Here is a 16539-nt window from a genome sequence, read left to right as displayed (position 1 = left end):
GCGTCTCCAGCAGCTGGGCCGGCTCCGGCTTCGGGGCCATGTTCATCCCCCGCATCAACATGGAAGTCGTCGTGGACTTCCTCAATGGCGACCCGGACCATCCCCTCATCACCGGCTGCGTCTACAACGCCGACAACATGCCCCCGTGGGCGTTGCCGGCCAACGCCACGCAATCGGGCATCAAGACCAAATCGAGCAAGGGCGGGGCGTTCGGGGACGGCATGAAGAACGGTGCGGGCGATGCCAACGCCATCCGCTTCGAAGACAAGGCCGGCGCCGAGCAGCTGTGGCTGCATGCGCAGAAAGACCAGCTCACCGAAGTCGAGAACGACGAAGACAAGTGGGTGGGCAACGACCGCAGGAAGACCGTCGACCGGGACGAGACGAATGTCATTCACCGCGACCGCACCGAGACCGTGGACCGCGATGAAAAGATCACCGTGCACAACAACCGCACCGAGCGGGTGGACCACGACGAAAAGATCAGCATCGGCGACAACCGCAGCGAGGACGTCGGCATCGACGAGACGGTGAGCATCGGCAACAACCGCAGCAAGACCATCGGGCGCAACGAAAAGGACAAGATCGGCAACAACTGGTCGATCAAGGTCGGCAGCTTCAAGACCGAGACCGTGGGCCTGGCGTACCTGCAGAACGTGGGGTTGGCCAAGATGATGAACATCGGCGCGGCCTACAACGTGAACGTGGGCGCGGCGATGGTGGTGAACGTGGGCCTGACGCAGAGCACGAACGTGATCCTGAGCCGATCGGTCAGCGTGGGGCAGAGCCAGACGACGAAGGTCGGCGAGAACTGGAGCCAGAGCACGGGCAAGGCGATCCGCATCGAGGCGGGCGATTCCATCGAACTGGTGTGCGGCGCCTCGGTGCTACGCATGGACAAGGGCGGCCAGGTCACCGTCAACGGCAAGGACATCGATCTGGTGGGCTCCCGACACATCGGCCTCGATTCCAAGCGCATCGACCTGAACTGAGCCACGACGCCATGGCGCTGCCCTCCCACGCTCTGCCCAGCCCCATCGATGCCGCCGGCGTGCCGGAGGTCATCAACCACACGCCCTGGCCGAGCCAGTACTTCCAGCACGTGGACCCGCACGGCGACGTCTTCCATGTGATGGTGTCGCGCATGTCGTATTCGCTGTTGCAGCTGCAGGAGGTGGACGGGCGCAAGGAGCCCGTGCTGCTGCCCCCCGAACAGCAGCCGCCGCTGTGCCAGGCCGATGCGTTCGCCGGCGAGGTGAACGAAGCCAGCCTGCTGCAGGAAAGCGATTACGCGCCGTTCAAGCCGCGGTGCGATGTGCTCGTGGTCAACGCGACCGCGCACGCGCCGGACGGCAAGCCGCTGCCCCGCTGGCCGGTCGGGTTCCGGTTCGGCGACGCCATCGAAAAAACCTTCCAGGTGACCGGGCCGCGCCGCTTTGCGCGCTCCGTGGCCGCACTGGGCACGCTGCAGCTGACCGACCCGGAGCCGGTGGACCGCGTGCGCATCGGCTACGAACTGGCGTTCGGCGGCCCGCACCTGATCCGGCAAGAGCGTGCGCTGCAGGCCATTCTGGACAGCGCGCCCGACAGCGGCGTGACCGATGCGCAGCGGCGCCTGGCCGCCAAGGCGCACGCCGCGCTGCCGGGTTTTTACGGCGCCAACCCCATCGGCTGCGGCCGGCAGCCCGCCGCGGTGGCGCAGGCCGACGACGCCCTGGCCCAGCTTGCGCGCAGCGGCGGCGTGGCCGGCCGGCTGGCGGCCGAAGGGCAGGGCGCTGCGCCCGCGTGGCGCGCGCCGCAGATCGAAGCCTTTCAGCAGCCCTACACCGGGCAGACGGACTATCCGGTGGTCGGCCTCGGGCCGGTGGGCCGCTGGTGGAGCCCCCGCGTGGCCCTGGCCGGCACGCACGACGAGCGCTGGAAGCAGACCCAATGGCCCAAGAGCCCGCTCGACCACGATTACCGCTACTGGAACTGCGCGCCCGAGGACCAGCAGATCGATTACCCGCAGGGCGGCGAGGAGGTGGTGCTCGCCCACTTCACCGCGGCCGCGCGGCATGCCGGCCCCTACCGCTTCTGGCTGCCCCGGCAGGACCTGCAACTGCTCGTGCGGCTGAAGGTGGGCGTGCTCATGTTCGCGCCCATGCACATCGACACCGTGGTCCTCGATCTGGAGGCCGGAACGCTCGGCATCGTGCGCCGCGCCGTCGTCAGCGCCAAGACCGATGTGCGGCAACTGGAGCTGGGCACCTGGCCGCCAGGCACCGGCATGCAGCTGGACGAAACCATGCAGCAGGCGGCCAAGGCCCGCGCAAACGCCGGGAGCGCGCGCCATGGCCCATGAAAACATCGTGTCCAAGGACGGGCGCTTTCGCGTGGTTTCGCTGGTGCCCGACGTGTGCCTCACCCCCAGCAAGAACGGCGTGCCCGTGCCGTACCCCATCACCCACCAGCTGGACCAGAGCCAGCATTGCTCGCCCAACGTCTTCCTGCAGGGCAAGCCGGCGTACCTGCACAACCAGAGCTACGTGGACAACGTGAAGGGCGACGAGCCGGGCCAAGGGAAGGGCGTCGTCAGCCAGACCAACGTGTTCATCAGCCACGACATCGACCACAGCCAGAGCGTGTACGTGAACGGCCGCGCCATCGTGCGCACCGCCGACAAGATGTGGATGAACTGGAAGAAGCCGTAGCCCATGGCGTCCAAGAGACCCCGGCCGCCGCAAGCCGACACACGCAACGCCCGCGTCAAGCCCAACGACTACCCGTCTCCGGGCCCGATCGGCAACACCACGGGCATCGTGGTGCCCGATACCGCGCCCAATCCGCACGGCAACAGCGCCCCGCCCATCAAGCCCACCGAGCCCGAGAAAAGCTGGTGGAGCCGCTGGGGCAGCGATGTGGTGCACACCGGGCTGGACGTGGTCGGGCTGATCCCGGGCGCCGGCGAAATCGCGGATGGCGCCAACGCGCTCATCTACCTGGCGGAAGGCGACAAGGTCAATGCCGCCATCAGCGCGGCGGCCATGATCCCGGGCGCCGGCATGGCGGCCACCGGCGCCAAGTACGGCAAGAAAGCCGTGGGCGCCGCCGCGGAAGCCGTGGGCAAGAAGACGGCCCGCGAGGCGGAAGAGGCGCTGGCGAAGCGGGAGGCCAAGGAGGCGGAGGAAGCCGCTGCGAAGAAGGCGGAGGGCAATGGCGGGGGCAAGGACAAGGGCAACCCACGGTGCGTCCTGCGGCCCTACAGCCCCGACACCTGCAAGGCGGAAGGCCGCACCGGCCACCATGTGGTGCCGGATCGCGTGTTCAGAACCGGCCCGCGGGGCAGCCCCCATCCGTTTGGCATCACGGAAGCCGAAGGCCTTGTTATCTGCGTTGACGGCGCGAATGTCTCAAGATCGAAAGAGCACGGAAAAATCCATGCCATCTATGACCCGATGGAGAGGGCCGCGGGCCTGGCGGGCAATCCGCCAGGCACGGCGAAACTGGGCGTGCTCGAGGCAGCAGGCGCCCTGTCCGTGGGAAAAATCACCGGGTGCAATCCCATACTGCTGGAAGCGCAACTTCGTGCCTTCCATCAACTCAAGGGGTTGAACGTCGATACGGTCGTGAGAGCAGACCCCAGCGGAAAGATACCGATCGATTTCTCGAAAATCGGTCCTGGAAAAACCACCCAAGGAGGCCCGCTGCGCTAGCGGGAACGAAGACTATGAATGCTGCACCCGTCACCTTCAGCCATTGCGCAGCCATCGAGAGCGATTACTACATGATCGCCGCGAAGCCCGATGCGCTGGATGCCGAGGAAGAGTTCACCCGAATCTTCTACTTCGATGCCCAGGCCGCCAGTGCATGGCGCCATACGGACCTTCCCTCTTTCACCGTGGCAGACCTTTGCGTGGTGGGTCAGGCCTTCGGCCAACGCCGCTACGCCGTGCTCTCCAACGAAGGCGACGTCGTCTACTACTGGCCAGGGGACCAACTCGCCGAAAAGATCGAAGGCGCCGGACTGCAAGCAGGGGAGCCGGTGTTCGGCTACCTCAATGCCCTGAGGGAAATCGACGGAATGCTGTATGCCTGCGGCGGGGGCGGGCAGATCTACCGTCGGGACGGAAGCGGGTGGATCGATATCGCTGGCGCCTTGCGCCAACCGGCGCCGGTGTTGAGTGCCAATCTGGCACTGCAGTCGCCGGAACTGGGCGACGACATTGCCGACATCGACGGCTACGCAGCCGATGACCTCTACGCTGCGGGCGGGCAAGGCCTGTACCACTATGACGGCCACCAGTGGACGGCGTGCGAGGTGTCTACCGATGAAATCCTCATGGCTGTGCTGTGTGCACCGGATGGGGTGGTCTGGGCCTGCGGATTCAACGGCGCGGTGATGCGAGGCAATGCCACCGAGGGCTTTCAGGACGTCAGCCATTACGACGACAACATGATCCTCACGAACCTGGCCTTCTTCAGTGGACAGCTGTATCTATCGTCCAACCAGGGCCTCTTCCGGTTGGACCCGGATCGGACGAAGGCACGACTTGAAAAGGTGAACGGCCTTCCCGAATGCGACGATCTCTCGGTCGCTGGGGGTGTTTTGCTGTGCGTCGGCCCTAAAAATATCCACCGACTCGATGCGGGGGCATGGGAGGAGCTGATGCATCCGGACAACTAGAGCAGCCATCTATTGCCATCAATCATGAACGCCACCGAACTGATCGATTTTTTGGGGCACAGCAGCATCTACCAGCCCTTCGACGAACACCTGACGATTGCCGGTTTGAAGAAGCGGCCAAAACTCGGCAAGTCACTCGACACCCTCGTCGCGGTACCGGGCGAGGGCCTTTCCATGTCCTTTGAAATCGACGCAGAAGGCGAGGGCATTGCGCAGAAAAGCGAAGGCGCCTTCGTCTTTTACCAGTTGGAAATCATGCTGGCGTGCAACCGCCAGGACAACGGCGCGTATACGGGCCTGTTGCCGCACAGCCTGCTCGCGACGGATTCACGCAGCGATGTCGAGCGCAAACTGAAGAATCTGAAAAGGCGGTTGCCCGACAACGACAGCTACTTCGTGGATGGCCTCGTCTGGACGGTGGCGTTCGATGGCGAAACATTGCGGTTTCTCCAGGTGGGGGTGCCGACGGAAGGCAAACGCAAACACGGCCTTTGTGCCTGAAATCGTCGGCGTGGAGGCTGCGATGGTGGACTTCGCGGGCGATTGCTGCACTGCCTTCGCCGGGTGACCATTCACGCAACGGCGTCCGCGCTGACCGTGCTGGTTCCTTGACGGGCATTGAGGCCCATGACGGGCTCTGCGGCGTGGTCCCTGAGAATGCTCCGCAAGAGGTCGGGTCCGCAGAGGCATCGGCGTTCCGACCAATTTCGTGTGGTGCAGAAATCGTTCGCTTTTTCCGATGCCTTACCTTTCATGCCTGACTAAGGTCTTCCCTTTTTTGTAGGAATCGAAATGGGAAACTCATGTTGCACGCCGGTATCCGGTAGCGGTCGAGCCAGCCGTCAGAACTCCCCCGCCGAATCGAGCCGTCCCTCGACTGATGTGCCACGGCGCAGCAGCAGCCATACCGGTGCAACCTCCATGCCCATCAGCCCTCGGCGCAGCAGCACCAGCAGCGATGAAAATGCCGACACATTCAGTGGTTTGCCGGCAGATGTGCAGCACCACATCGGGAGTTTGTTGCCCAGGACGGGGCGTGCGGCGCTCCGGCAAACCTCGCACACCTTTCATCAGGCCATGCCGCGTGGTGAGCGTGATGTGATGCACCCCATCGAAGGGGTCCATGCCTTGCTGAACATCCATCAAGGTACGCCGAGCGGTGAGGTCTCCCTGGCGGTGGGTCGCGCCGTTCAGGCGGCGCAACACCATCAGGATTGGCAAAGCAAGGGCCGGCTGCTGGTGGCTGCGCGGCATACCGTTCAGCAGCTCCAAAACCATCCCGATCAGGCGCAAATGCTGCAGCAGATCGAAACCGCTGTGCAGGCCAGCGGATTGACCGCAGAGCAGTGGAATCGCACCAATGGCGTGTTCACTCAGATGGTCAACGCCCGGGCCAACGCATAGAGAGAGGGGCTGTCGAATCCGTTGATTCCTGGGCCCTGAGCATCGAATAAGGAGACGAGATTCGCTAGGCGGTGAGGGACGCGCCTGCGCAAAATGGCGCAGGCACCAGCGTCTCGCCCCTACACTCCAGCCCCTTTCGGGCTGTCTTCCGCAATCCATCCAACATGCTCAAACTCGCCTACATGATGCCGATGGCAGCGCTGCTCACAGCCCATTCGCTGGTCAACGCGGCAGAGCCCGCCACGGTGGGCTGCAAGACCGTCAAGCTCGTGCTGGACGAACGGGTGACTCCGAGCGAACTGGACCGTCTATGGGCCAGCGGCGAGACGCCAGCGACCGACGTGCATGCGGTCTTGCAGCTCCACGGCTGCAACGGCGAATTGCTGGACAGCCGCACGCTGGAGGCGCCCCTGGCCAAACTGGACCCCGCCCCGTTGCGTGGCGTGCGCCCCCTGACCGTTCTCGTGACGGTGGACCTGAGGGCCCCCATGGGCTCGTACAGCGGCCCGCTGACCCGGCCGTTCCAGATCGACGGCAACCGGTTGCACCCGGCGCAGGCCCGCGCTGCGGACGGCCAAATGCAGCCCGTTGCGCTCGCCCAGACCGGCAAGGCCGGCTGGAAGAAGGTGACGGTGCGCGGAGCGGACCAGTTCCTGGTGGTGCGCAGCGAGCCGCACCAGGACGGGCAGTTCACCACCCGTTTCAGCCGCTACGTTCCCGGACCGCAGGGCTGGCGGGTGCTGGAGCGTTCGCAGCCGGGGCTGTGGGAATCGGACGGCGAGTTTCCCGCGCGGCGGTCTTTTCCTTGAAGCCCTTGAAGCGGTAGCCGCCCACACGCTGATTGCTGGTCGCTGGTCATTGGCACTCGAACGCCGGAGGACCAGCGGCCCCGCAGTTTCACTCCCCTTGCGAGCCGCGGTGCGCCCAGCCCGTGGTGTGCTTTTCGAGCACGCTGAAAAGCTCGTACATCACCATGGCCATGGCGCCCACGACCATCAGGCCGGCGAAGGCCAGGCCCATCTGCATGGACGAGCCGGCCGAGATCAGCAGGTAGCCGATGCCTTCGTTGGCGGCCGTCATCTCCGACACGGTGGTGCCCACGAACGCGAGGGTGATGGCCACCTTGAGCGAGCCGTAGAAGTAAGGCATGGAGCGTGGCAGGCCGACCTTGGTGAGCACGTCCCAGCGCTTGGCGCCGAGCACGCGCAGCACGTCTTCCAGTTCGGGCTCCAGCGTGGCCAGGCCCGTGGCGATGTTCACCATGATCGGAAAGAAGCTGATCAGGAATGCTGTGAGGATGGCTGGCCCCACGCCGATGCCGAACCACACGACCAGGATGGGCACGAAGGCTGCCTTGGGCAGGGCGTTGAAGGCGGTCATCAAAGGGTAGACCGCGGCATAGGCCAGGCGCGACGAGCCGATGACGAAGCCCAGCAGCACGCCCACCACGATGGCGATGCCGAAGCCCGCCATCGTGACCCAGAAGGTGCGCCAGGCGTGGCCCGCGATGATCCATTTGAATTCGACGAACTGCGTCCAGATCGCCCAGGGGCTGGGGAAGATGAATTCCGAAACGCCCAGGCCCGAGCAGATCACCTGCCACAGCACCAGGACCGAAAACAGCAGAACCCAGGGCGACCAGCGCTCCACCCGTTTCTTGTGCAGCGCGTTCATTGCGTGATCTCCCCGCCGGTCTTGCGCAGGGCGCCGATGTGGCCGCGCAGTTCCAGCACGATGTCGGTGAATTCCTTGGTGTAGGTGAGTTCCAGTTCGCGCGGGCGCGGCAGTTCGATGTCGCGCTTGACGACGAAGCGGCCCGGGCTTTTGCTCATCACGTACACGGTGTCGGCCAGGAAGACGCTTTCGCGCAGGTCGTGCGTGACGAGGATCACGTTGAACTGCTGTTCGGCCTGCAGGTCGCGCAGGATGCACCAAAGTTCCTCGCGCGTGAAGGCGTCGAGCGCGCCGAAGGGTTCGTCCAGCAGCAGCATCTTGGGCTCGTGGATGAGCGCGCGGCAGATGCTGGCGCGCTGCTGCATGCCGCCCGACAGCTGCCAGGGGAACTTGTCCTCATAGCCGGCCAGGCCCACCTTCTGCAGCAGGGCGCGGGCGCGCGCCTGGTATTCCTTGCGTCGCGCCTTGAACTGGCTGCGGTGTGGCTCGACGATCTCCAGCGGCAGCAGCACGTTGTCCACCGTGGTGCGCCAGGGCAGCAGCGAGGGCGCCTGAAAGGCCATGCCCGAGATCTTGAGCGGCCCGGTCACGGGCTGGCCGTCGATGCGGATCTTGCCCATCGACGGCATGCGCAGGCCCGTGGCCAGCTTCATGAAGGTGGACTTGCCGCAGCCCGAAGGCCCGACGATGGCGATGAACTCGCCGCGGCGCACCTGCAGGTCGATCGCTTCGACGGCAAAGTGGTTGGCGCGCAGCAACTCTTCGTTGTAGGCGAGCCAGACATCGCGAAAATCCACGAAATAGGAGTCTTCGGCCTGCATGGTTATGAAAGGAGGTTTGAATGAAAAAGGCCGCCAGCGCAATATCCACTAGGGCAGTATGCTATTAATTTAATAGCAATTGGTGTGAGGGCCGTGCGAGGCGGTATCGACCGCCCGGCAGGCCCTGGCGCCTGAGTGCCGTCACTTCCTGGGCAGGATGTTCAGCTCGGCCTCCGAGGGCAGGAAGCTGCCGTTCCATACCGTCTCGGCGTTCACGCGGGACTTGGTGCTGAACGCATCCGACACCTGCGAGGCCATCAGCGCCAGGCGCTGCGGCTTCGCCTGGCCGAAGCCTTCGGCCCGCGCGTCAGGGCTGTTCACCACGGTGTCGATGGCCAGTTGCAGCCGGCGCGTTTCCAGCGCCACGTTCACGATGCCGTCGCGCTCCTTCACCGAGGCGATGGCCGCGCCCGGGTTGGCGATGACTTCCTTGGCGCCCTTGGTGAACGCCTTGAGGAACGCGCGGATCGCCTCGGGGTTCTCCTTGACCAGCTTGGGGCTGGCGATGATCACGTTGCCATACAGCTTCACGCCGAAGTCGGCATAGGGCAGCACGACGACGTCGCTGGCCTTGGCGCCGCGCGCCTCCAGGTTCAGCAGCGAGGTGAAGGTGAAGCCGGTGATGGCGTCCACGTCGCCGCGCACCAGCATGGTCTCGCGCAGCGGCGGGTCCATGGCGGTCCACTGCACGTTGCCGATGTTGTTCGCCTTGGCGAAGATGGGGAAGGCGCGGCGCCCGGCGTCGAACACCGGCGCGCCCAGCTTCTTGCCCGCCAGGTCGGCCGGCTTGGCGATGCCGCTCTTCTTGAGCGCCATGACCGAGGCGGGCGTGTTGTTGTAGACCATCATCACCGCCACGGGCTTGTTCTGCGCGTCGGGATTGTTGGCGTGGAACTCCATCACCGCGGCCAGGTCGGCAAAGCCCATGTCGTACGTGCCCGAGGCCACGCGCTGCACGGCGCCGCCGGAGCCGTTGCCCGCATCGACCGTCACGTTCAGGCCAGCTTCCTTGAAATAGCCCTTGGCGGTGGGCAGCAGGAAGAACGCGGCCGGGCCCTCGAAGCGCCAGTCCAGCTGGAACTTGATGGGCGTGGGGGTCTGGGCGTGGGCCATGGTGAACGCGCTGGCGGCGGAAAAGGCGGCAACGGCGGCAGCGGCTTTGAGGAGGGAACGTTTCTGCATGGGGGCTCCGGTCATGTCGGTCGATGGCAGGGCGATCAGCAAGATCGATGCCCGGTTCCAGGCCCGCACTCTGGCGGGGCGACGTCGGCATGAACCAATGCGGTGCACGTTGCGGGAAGGTTTTCACTTTGGTGCATTGCGGGCAGGGCGACGGTGTGCCGGGCGAGCGGCTGGAGAATCCTGGCCGTCCAGGTTCGGTATTCCGGAAGGGTCTTCGCGTCGGTGGCGCTCGATCCCGCCCGGCGGGATTCAAATGCCTCCCTTTTTTGACCGAGGCGGAGCCATGCCGATCCAGCCCAGTGCCTTTCCTGGCATCTTCATCCGCACGTCCGAGAGGGCGGCGCACGACGGGAGCGGGCCCGCGCTGCAGGGCGCCGAGTTCGTCCGGCGCAACGAGTCCGCGCTGCAGCAACTGGCCTCGCGGGATTCTGGCCGTGCGCTGCTGCGGCAGATCGAAGCCATCACCACGATGGCTCCGCGCAAGCGGGTCGTGCTGACCCCCGCCCAGGATGGCAAAGTCCATGTGCGGGCGTTCCGGCGTGACGATGCCACGCAGTCGCGGGTCGGCTTGAACAACGCTGCGGACACCAGCGCCTACCTGAGCGAATGGCGCGCGCCCGATGCGTTCATGCCGGTGGTGGCGGCAACCCCCTTGCCCGGACGCGAAACGCCCGGCGCCGATGAAGCGTGGGTCTATACCGACCCCGAGGTTGCGTGGCGCTACCCCACGCCGGAGTCCGGCGAAGGCGAGCCCAGCCCCGCTGACTACGTCGCCACGCTGGGGCATGAGTTGATTCATGCCCGCGACAGCCTGCATGGCATCCAGCCGCAGCCCACAGCCGACCAAACCCTTTATCTGCATCCCGTCATCGACGCGCCGATCCGCCGATCGCTGCTGCCCGTTGAATTGCGCACGGTCGGCGTGGGGGCCCATGCCGGTGCCGAGCCTTCTGAAAACACGATTCGTGCGGAGCAAGGGCTCACGCAGCGCCCCAGTTACCACGGCTTCACCACCGATGGCCACGGTGACGCAGCGGCTTCGGCATCGGTTGCATCGGCCGTTGCGCCCAGGGACCCGCAGGACCGTTCGTCCTGACGCTCAGCCGGGCCTACCCGCTTAACCGCTTATACGTTTTCCGTCTATCGAAATGCGGGTTTCCCCCAGGTAGGGGGTTCGCTTCCCCGGCGGGTGCTTCGGGGTTCCATCGAAAGGCCGGGAAGCCGGAGAACACGATGGCGCGAATGTCCCTGCTCTCCAAACTCTCGAACCGCCTCGGTATCTCCCGTTTCAGCGTGGAAACGCCCACGGGCCAGAAACAGAAGACCCCCTCCATTCCCAGCACCGCGGTGCGACCGCTGGACGGCCCGGCGCGCCGGCGTGCCAGTGCGGCATCGACGCTGCCGCCGCGCGGGGCGATTCCATCGGCGCCGGCCCCTGTCCCGGCCGGCAACGCCCCCGCCCCAGCGAACGCAGAGGCCACCGCGCGGTCCCGGCCCAGCCATGTGCTGATCGACGCCATGGCGCAGGCGTCGCCCGACTGTTCCGTGCTGACCAAGGCGCTGTTCGCGCCGGCAACGACGCAGCTCTTCGGCGTGGCGGACCTTGCGTTCGAGCTGCGCAGCGTGGATTTTTCGCGCATGCCGCCGGTGCCGGGGTTGCCCGGCGCGCCCACCGTGCTGCTGGCCCAGGCGCTGGCGGCAGCGACGGGAGGCGATGCCCGGCTGGCCAGGGACGTGCTGGAAAGCCTGCGAGGGCTCGATCCGCAACGGGACATCGCCACGGCCTGGCGGCAGCGGGCGGATGGCCTGCAGCCTGACGCCTCGGCGGAGGGCGAATCGGTCTACGACACGCCCAGGAGTTCGGATTATTCCTACTACACGGCCGAAGACCGCTCGGTGGATGGCGACGACCCGGACGGGTCGCTGCCGGCGCGGCGGACGGCCTGGCAGGTCGCGGCGGCCCTGGCCGGCACGCCGACCGGGCTGGATGTGCTCCAGGCCGTCGTGGCGCGCCCGGTGGATGCGGCGCACTGCGAGGACTTCGCCCTGCTGCTCAAGGCGGCCACCGGAATGCCGGCCGTGCGCGCGGAGCGGGGCGACCCGGCCTCGATCCTCGGCAGCGCGGATGCCCTCGGCACGCTGACCGGCAAGGCCGTCGCCTGCGCTGCGGCACGGATGGCGGGCGAGGTGGATGCGGCCCGGCCCCACCAGTGGGCGCTGACCGCCGTGCGCAATGACCTGTTTGATACCGGGCCGGGAACCGACTTTGCAGCCGTCAACGCGCGCCTGATGAAGACCGGGCGCTGGATCGAGCGCGCCACGCCGGAGCGCGGGCGGCTGCTGCGCAACCCGATTTTCGGCAAGTCGCCTTTCCGGGCGTTGCGGCACGGCACGCAGAACGTGGAGCGGGGCCCGGCCATCGCACGCCATCGCCCGGCCCGCGAGGCGGCACTGCGCGAGGCCGCTGCCGCGTTGCGGGACCAGTTGATCGCTGCTGCGCCGGGCACCCGTTCGCCGAGGCCCGGGCAGGTGCCCGAAGGGCTGCTGCGGGCGGCCGTGCTGGCGCATTGCCTGGAGACGCCGGCGCCGCAGCCGCTGGAACGGGCCCGCTTCGATGAAGACGCCTGCGCCGACATCGCCGACCGCCTGGCGAAGCTGCTCACCCCCGCTCCCGCGCCCGGCCTGCAGCGGCAACTGGCGCAAATGCCGCAATTGAAGGCCCTGGCCAATCTGCGCCTGGATGCGAAGGCGATGGGCGAATGGTTCGCCGCGGCCCGCCCGGCGGGTGGCAGCGGCGCAGGGCAAGGCGCGCAGGGGGCACAAGCGCAGGAAGCGCAAGAGGTGCCCTGGGTGCAGACCGTCGCCACCGCGCTGGCGCGGGCCGAGGAAGAGGCCGAAGGTCGCGACACCCGGGTGCCGGTGATCACCCGCGAGACGGTGCGTTCGGCCTTGAAGGACATCATCAAAAACATCGAGGGTTCGTCCCGGTTGCGGCTGAGCAGCGGCGGGCTCGTCGGGGTGGGGCTGCGGCAGATCACGTCATCGATCAGCGCGGTGGCGAGCGCCTTCTTTTTCCGGGGGCGCATCGATGGCCGGGCGCAGCGTGGCCGACAGGCGATCTTCGAGATTGCCATGCCGCCCTACGACATGGAACTGGTGCTGGGCTCGCAGCGCCAGGCCTCCAAGCAGATCGGGGTCGGCGCTTTCGTCGGGCCGGACATCGGCGTGGCCAAGGCCGGGGTCAACGTCGATACGCTGCTCTACGGCAAGGAAAAGGCCGACATCCAGGGCATCTCCCTGCGCCTGCCGCGCGTCGGCCGGCCGGTGCCGGAACTGCGGGCGGAGTTTTCGGCGCTGGTGGACGCACTGCTCGACGGCAGCCAGGGCGGGGCACAGGCGGACGACGCCACCCCGCTGCTGCAGCGCCTGCTGCAGGACTTTCCCGAGCTGACCGTGAACCGCATCGGCCTGGCCGGGGACGGCCGGCGCCGGCACGGGGCGGGCGCGGACCTGATGGGCTCGGTCGGCCAATTGGGTGTGAAGGCCAGCGCCGGCGTGGGCGCTTTCATCGAGGCCCAGCGCAACGTGACCAAGCACTATGCCGATGCCACCGGGCACATGCGCGTGGAGCGGTCGATCCAGGGCAATGCCTTGCGGGCGGGGGCGGGGGTCAAGGCATCGGCCGGCCCGTCCATGACCGCTGCGTCGGAGACCCCGTTTTCCGGCAGCGTCGATGTGTCGCTCGCGACGGCCCAGTTCGGCGTGAGCGCGGAGCACATTCTTTCCGGTGTGTTCGAGCGGCGGGAGGCGGTGTATGAAGCCGGGCGCCTGCATCCCCTGTCGTTCGTCGAGACCGAATACCAGACGGTCGATGTCTTCATGAAGGCGATCAAGCCGCAGGTGGGCGATTGGGTGGAGGCCGGCGCCGACCCCGAGCGCCTGCAGGGGCTCTTGAACAACATTCACGATCACGCCGCGCCCACCCACAGCTTTGCGGCGCGCTACATCGTGACGCCCGAAGCCCGGGCCCAGAACGATGCCTACCGCTCATCGATGCAACTGTGCGGGCAGCACCCGAGCGGCCTGCCGCAAGCCGTCCTGGCGCTGGCGGAAACGATCGAATCGAAGTGGACGGACCCCACGGCCGTGCAGCCGTATTCGCTGCGCTCGTACGAGCGCAACATGGTGCAGCAGACCCAGGGCGTCGATGTGGTGGTGCAACTGGCGAGCGTGGACGCGGCCGAGGCGTCGCACATCGACAACCGCCTGGACGTGCCGGCGCAAAGGCCGCGCCGCACGTAGTCGCGCATGGCCGCCATGGCCGCACAGGGCCGCGCGGGTTCGGGGCGCCAGCCCGGCGCCGAGGGGCGGAAGGCGCCGGGCGGCGCCTTCCGGTTCCTGGGTCAGCGCGTCTTGGCCGCTGCCGCGTTCGCAGCCGCCAGGGCCGTCATGTTGACCACCCGGCGCACGGTGGATGACGGCGTCAGCACGTGGGCCGAGGCCGCCGCGCCCAGCAGGATCGGGCCGATGGTCGTGCCGTGGCTGCCGGTGGTCTTGAGCACGTTGAACAGAATGTTCGCCGCGTCGAGGTTGGGGCAGATCAGCACGTTGGCAGAGCCGGACAGCGTGCTGTCCAGCAGCGCGTTGTGGCGCACTTTTTCCGACAGGGCGGAATCGCCGTGCAGCTCGCCGTCGCACTCGATGTGCGGCGCGGCCTTCACAAACAGGTCGCGCGCCGCGCGCATCTTGAGGGCCGAGGGGCGCGTGGACGAACCGTAGTTGGAGTGCGAGAGGAACGCCACCTTGGGCGGCAGGCCGAAGCGCTGCACTTCCTCGGCCGCCATCTGCGCGATCGCGGCCAGTTGCTCGGCATCGGGGGCTTCGTTGATGTACGTGTCGGCGATGAACAGCGTGTGCTGGTCCAGCGTGAGCGCGTTCACCGTGGCGAAGCCGGGCGTGCCTTCCTTCAGGCCGATCACGTGGCGCACATGCTCCAGGTGGTGGTCGAAGCGGCCCACCAGGCCGCACAGCAGTGCGTCGGCATCGCCCAGGCGCACCATGAGCGCGCCGATCAGCGTGTTGGAGCGGCGCACCGCCGCCTTGGCGGCTTCGGGCGTGATGCCGTCGCGGCCCATGAGCTGGTGGTAGGCCTCCCAGTACTGGCGAAAGCGCGGGTCGTCTTCGGGGTTGCAGATTTCCACGTCCTTGCCCGGCTGCAGGCGCAGGCCGGCCTTGGCGATGCGCGTGGCGATCACGGCAGGCCGCCCGATCAGGATCGGACGGGCCAGGCCTTCATCGACCGCCACCTGCGCGGCGCGCAGCACGCGGTCGTCTTCGCCCTCGGCATAGGCCACGCGCTGGGGCGCGGCCTTGGCGGCCGTGAACACGGGCCGCATGAACATGCTGGTCTGGTAGACGAAGCGGGTCAGGCTTTCGCGGTAGGCCGCGTAATCCTGGATGGGCCGGGTGGCCACGCCCGATGCTTCGGCCGCCTTGGCCACGGCGGGCGCAATGCGCAGAATCAGGCGCACGTCGAACGGCGTGGGAATGAGGTAGTCGGGGCCGAACGAGAGTTCCTGGCCCGCATAGGCGGCGGCGACCTCGTCGCTCATCTCGGCCTTGGCCAGGTCGGCGATCTCGCGCACGCAGGCCAGCTTCATCTCTTGCGTGATCTTGGTGGCGCCGCAGTCGAGCGCGCCACGGAAGATGTACGGGAAGCACAGCACGTTGTTGACCTGGTTCGGGTAGTCCGAACGGCCCGTGGCGATGATGCAGTCCGGGCGAACGGCCTTGGCCAGTTCGGGGCGGATCTCGGGCTCGGGGTTGGCCAGCGCCAGGATGATCGGCTTGTCGGCCATGGTCTTGACCATCTCGGCCGTCAGCACGCCGGGGGCCGAGCAGCCCAGGAACACGTCGGCGCCGTTGACCACGTCAGCCAGGGTGCGCGCGTCGGTCTTCTGGGCGTAGCGGGCCTTGGACTCGTCCAGGTTCGTGCGGCCGTCATGGATCACGCCCTTGGAGTCCACCACGAAGATGTGCTCGCGCTTCACGCCCAGGCCCACCATCACGTCCAGGCAGGCGATGGCGGCGGCGCCGGCGCCGGAGACCGCCACCTTCACCGCGCCGATCTCCTTGCCCACCAGTTCCAGGCCGTTCAGCAGCGCGGCGCTGGAAATGATGGCCGTGCCGTGCTGGTCATCGTGGAACACCGGAATGTTCAGGCGCTTGGAGAGTTCGCGCTCGATGTAGAAGCACTCGGGCGCCTTGATGTCTTCCAGGTTGATGCCGCCCAGCGTGGGCTCCAGCGCCGCGATGATCTCCACGAGCTTGTCGGGATCGCGCTCGGCCAGCTCGATGTCGAACACATCGACGCCCGCGAACTTCTTGAACAGGCAGCCCTTGCCTTCCATCACCGGCTTGCCGGCCAGCGGGCCGATGTCGCCCAGGCCCAGCACGGCGGTGCCGTTGGTGATCACGCCCACCAGGTTGCCGCGCGCTGTGTAGTCGAAGGCCAGCGACGGGTCGGCCTGGATGTCCAGGCACGGATAGGCGACGCCCGGCGAATACGCCAGCGACAGGTCGCGCTGGTTGGACAGCGGCTTGGTCGGCGTGACGGAGATCTTGCCGCGCACGGGGCTGCGGTGGTACTCGAGCGCGGCTTCGCGCAGGGCCGCTTCGGCGGCGGAAAGTTGCTGGGTCATACAGGTTCCGAGAGTGAGCGAAGGAGCTAGGAGGTCAATCGAGCTTAACGCCGTACCGGCGCGAAGAAGGGGTTGCGGCATGCGTTGTGTG

The 16539-nt window shown here is 67.0% G+C and carries 14 protein-coding genes; 10 read left to right on the top strand and 4 right to left on the bottom strand.

All coding sequences use genetic code 11. The annotated features are described in order from the left end of the window. The 8 genes from BLT03_RS13355 to BLT03_RS13320 form a co-directional block, all read left to right on the top strand. The coding region (locus tag BLT03_RS13355) for a type VI secretion system Vgr family protein (RefSeq protein ID WP_245711378.1) at positions 1-992 on the top strand (992 nt) is incomplete at its 5' end. An 11-nt stretch (positions 993-1003) separates the two neighbouring features. Next, entirely contained in the window at positions 1004-2344 is a 1341-nt protein-coding gene (locus BLT03_RS13350; RefSeq protein ID WP_092744241.1) for a DUF2169 family type VI secretion system accessory protein, read from the top strand. Then, the gene (locus BLT03_RS13345; protein ID WP_092744240.1) at positions 2334-2693 is read left to right on the top strand and encodes a DUF4150 domain-containing protein; all 360 of its coding nucleotides are present in this window, start codon (positions 2334-2336) and stop codon (positions 2691-2693) included. The genes BLT03_RS13350 and BLT03_RS13345 overlap by 11 nt, the downstream gene beginning before the upstream one ends. Positions 2694-2696: 3 nt before the next feature. Then, positions 2697-3695: a hypothetical protein gene (locus tag BLT03_RS24835; protein ID WP_245711377.1), complete on the top strand. Its 999-nt coding sequence runs from the start codon at positions 2697-2699 to the stop codon at positions 3693-3695. 14 nt (positions 3696-3709) lie between these two features. Next, a complete protein-coding gene (locus BLT03_RS13335; protein ID WP_092744239.1) occupies positions 3710-4666 on the top strand; it encodes a hypothetical protein in 957 nt (318 codons plus the stop codon). 24 nt (positions 4667-4690) lie between these two features. Next, positions 4691-5167 carry a hypothetical protein gene (locus BLT03_RS13330; RefSeq protein ID WP_092744238.1) on the top strand — a complete coding sequence of 159 codons (477 nt, stop codon included), beginning with the start codon at positions 4691-4693 and terminating at the stop codon, positions 5165-5167. A gap of 420 nt (positions 5168-5587) precedes the next feature. Further along, a complete protein-coding gene (locus tag BLT03_RS23955; protein WP_139160394.1) occupies positions 5588-6070 on the top strand; it encodes a hypothetical protein in 483 nt (160 codons plus the stop codon). Positions 6071-6234: 164 nt separating this feature from the next. Then, positions 6235-6879 (top strand): hypothetical protein, encoded by a 645-nt coding sequence (locus tag BLT03_RS13320; protein WP_092744236.1) that lies wholly within the window; start codon positions 6235-6237, stop codon positions 6877-6879. 88 nt (positions 6880-6967) lie between these two features. Here BLT03_RS13320 and BLT03_RS13315 read toward each other — a convergent pair whose 3' ends face one another. The 3 genes from BLT03_RS13315 to BLT03_RS13305 all read right to left on the bottom strand — a co-directional run bounded on the left by BLT03_RS13315 (position 6968) and on the right by BLT03_RS13305 (position 9747). Then, the gene (locus BLT03_RS13315) at positions 6968-7744 is read right to left on the bottom strand and encodes an ABC transporter permease (protein ID WP_175537751.1); all 777 of its coding nucleotides are present in this window, start codon (positions 7742-7744) and stop codon (positions 6968-6970) included. Further along, the gene (locus BLT03_RS13310; RefSeq protein ID WP_092744235.1) at positions 7741-8565 is read right to left on the bottom strand and encodes an ABC transporter ATP-binding protein; all 825 of its coding nucleotides are present in this window, start codon (positions 8563-8565) and stop codon (positions 7741-7743) included. Before BLT03_RS13310 ends, BLT03_RS13315 begins: the two co-directional genes overlap by 4 nt. 141 nt (positions 8566-8706) lie before the next feature. Beyond that, positions 8707-9747, bottom strand: coding sequence for an ABC transporter substrate-binding protein (locus BLT03_RS13305; protein WP_092744267.1), 1041 nt, complete (start codon positions 9745-9747; stop codon positions 8707-8709). Positions 9748-10030: 283 nt separating this feature from the next. Here BLT03_RS13305 and BLT03_RS13300 point away from each other — a divergent pair, with 283 nt between their 5' ends. Together BLT03_RS13300 and BLT03_RS13295 are read left to right on the top strand one after the other, a co-directional pair. Then, the gene (locus tag BLT03_RS13300; RefSeq protein WP_175537750.1) at positions 10031-10843 is read left to right on the top strand and encodes a M91 family zinc metallopeptidase; all 813 of its coding nucleotides are present in this window, start codon (positions 10031-10033) and stop codon (positions 10841-10843) included. A gap of 146 nt (positions 10844-10989) precedes the next feature. Then, a complete protein-coding gene (locus tag BLT03_RS13295; protein WP_092744265.1) occupies positions 10990-14049 on the top strand; it encodes a hypothetical protein in 3060 nt (1019 codons plus the stop codon). Positions 14050-14150: 101 nt separating this feature from the next. Here BLT03_RS13295 and BLT03_RS13290 read toward each other — a convergent pair whose 3' ends face one another. Further along, positions 14151-16448, bottom strand: a complete 2298-nt coding sequence (locus BLT03_RS13290; RefSeq protein ID WP_092744234.1) for an NADP-dependent malic enzyme — start codon at positions 16446-16448, stop codon at positions 14151-14153. Positions 16449-16539 lie beyond the last annotated feature (91 nt).

This window comes from Paracidovorax valerianellae (assembly GCF_900102625.1).
In the GTDB taxonomy this organism is placed as follows: Bacteria; Pseudomonadota; Gammaproteobacteria; order Burkholderiales; family Burkholderiaceae_C; genus Paracidovorax; species Paracidovorax valerianellae.
This window is presented reverse-complemented; position numbering and strand designations above follow the sequence as displayed.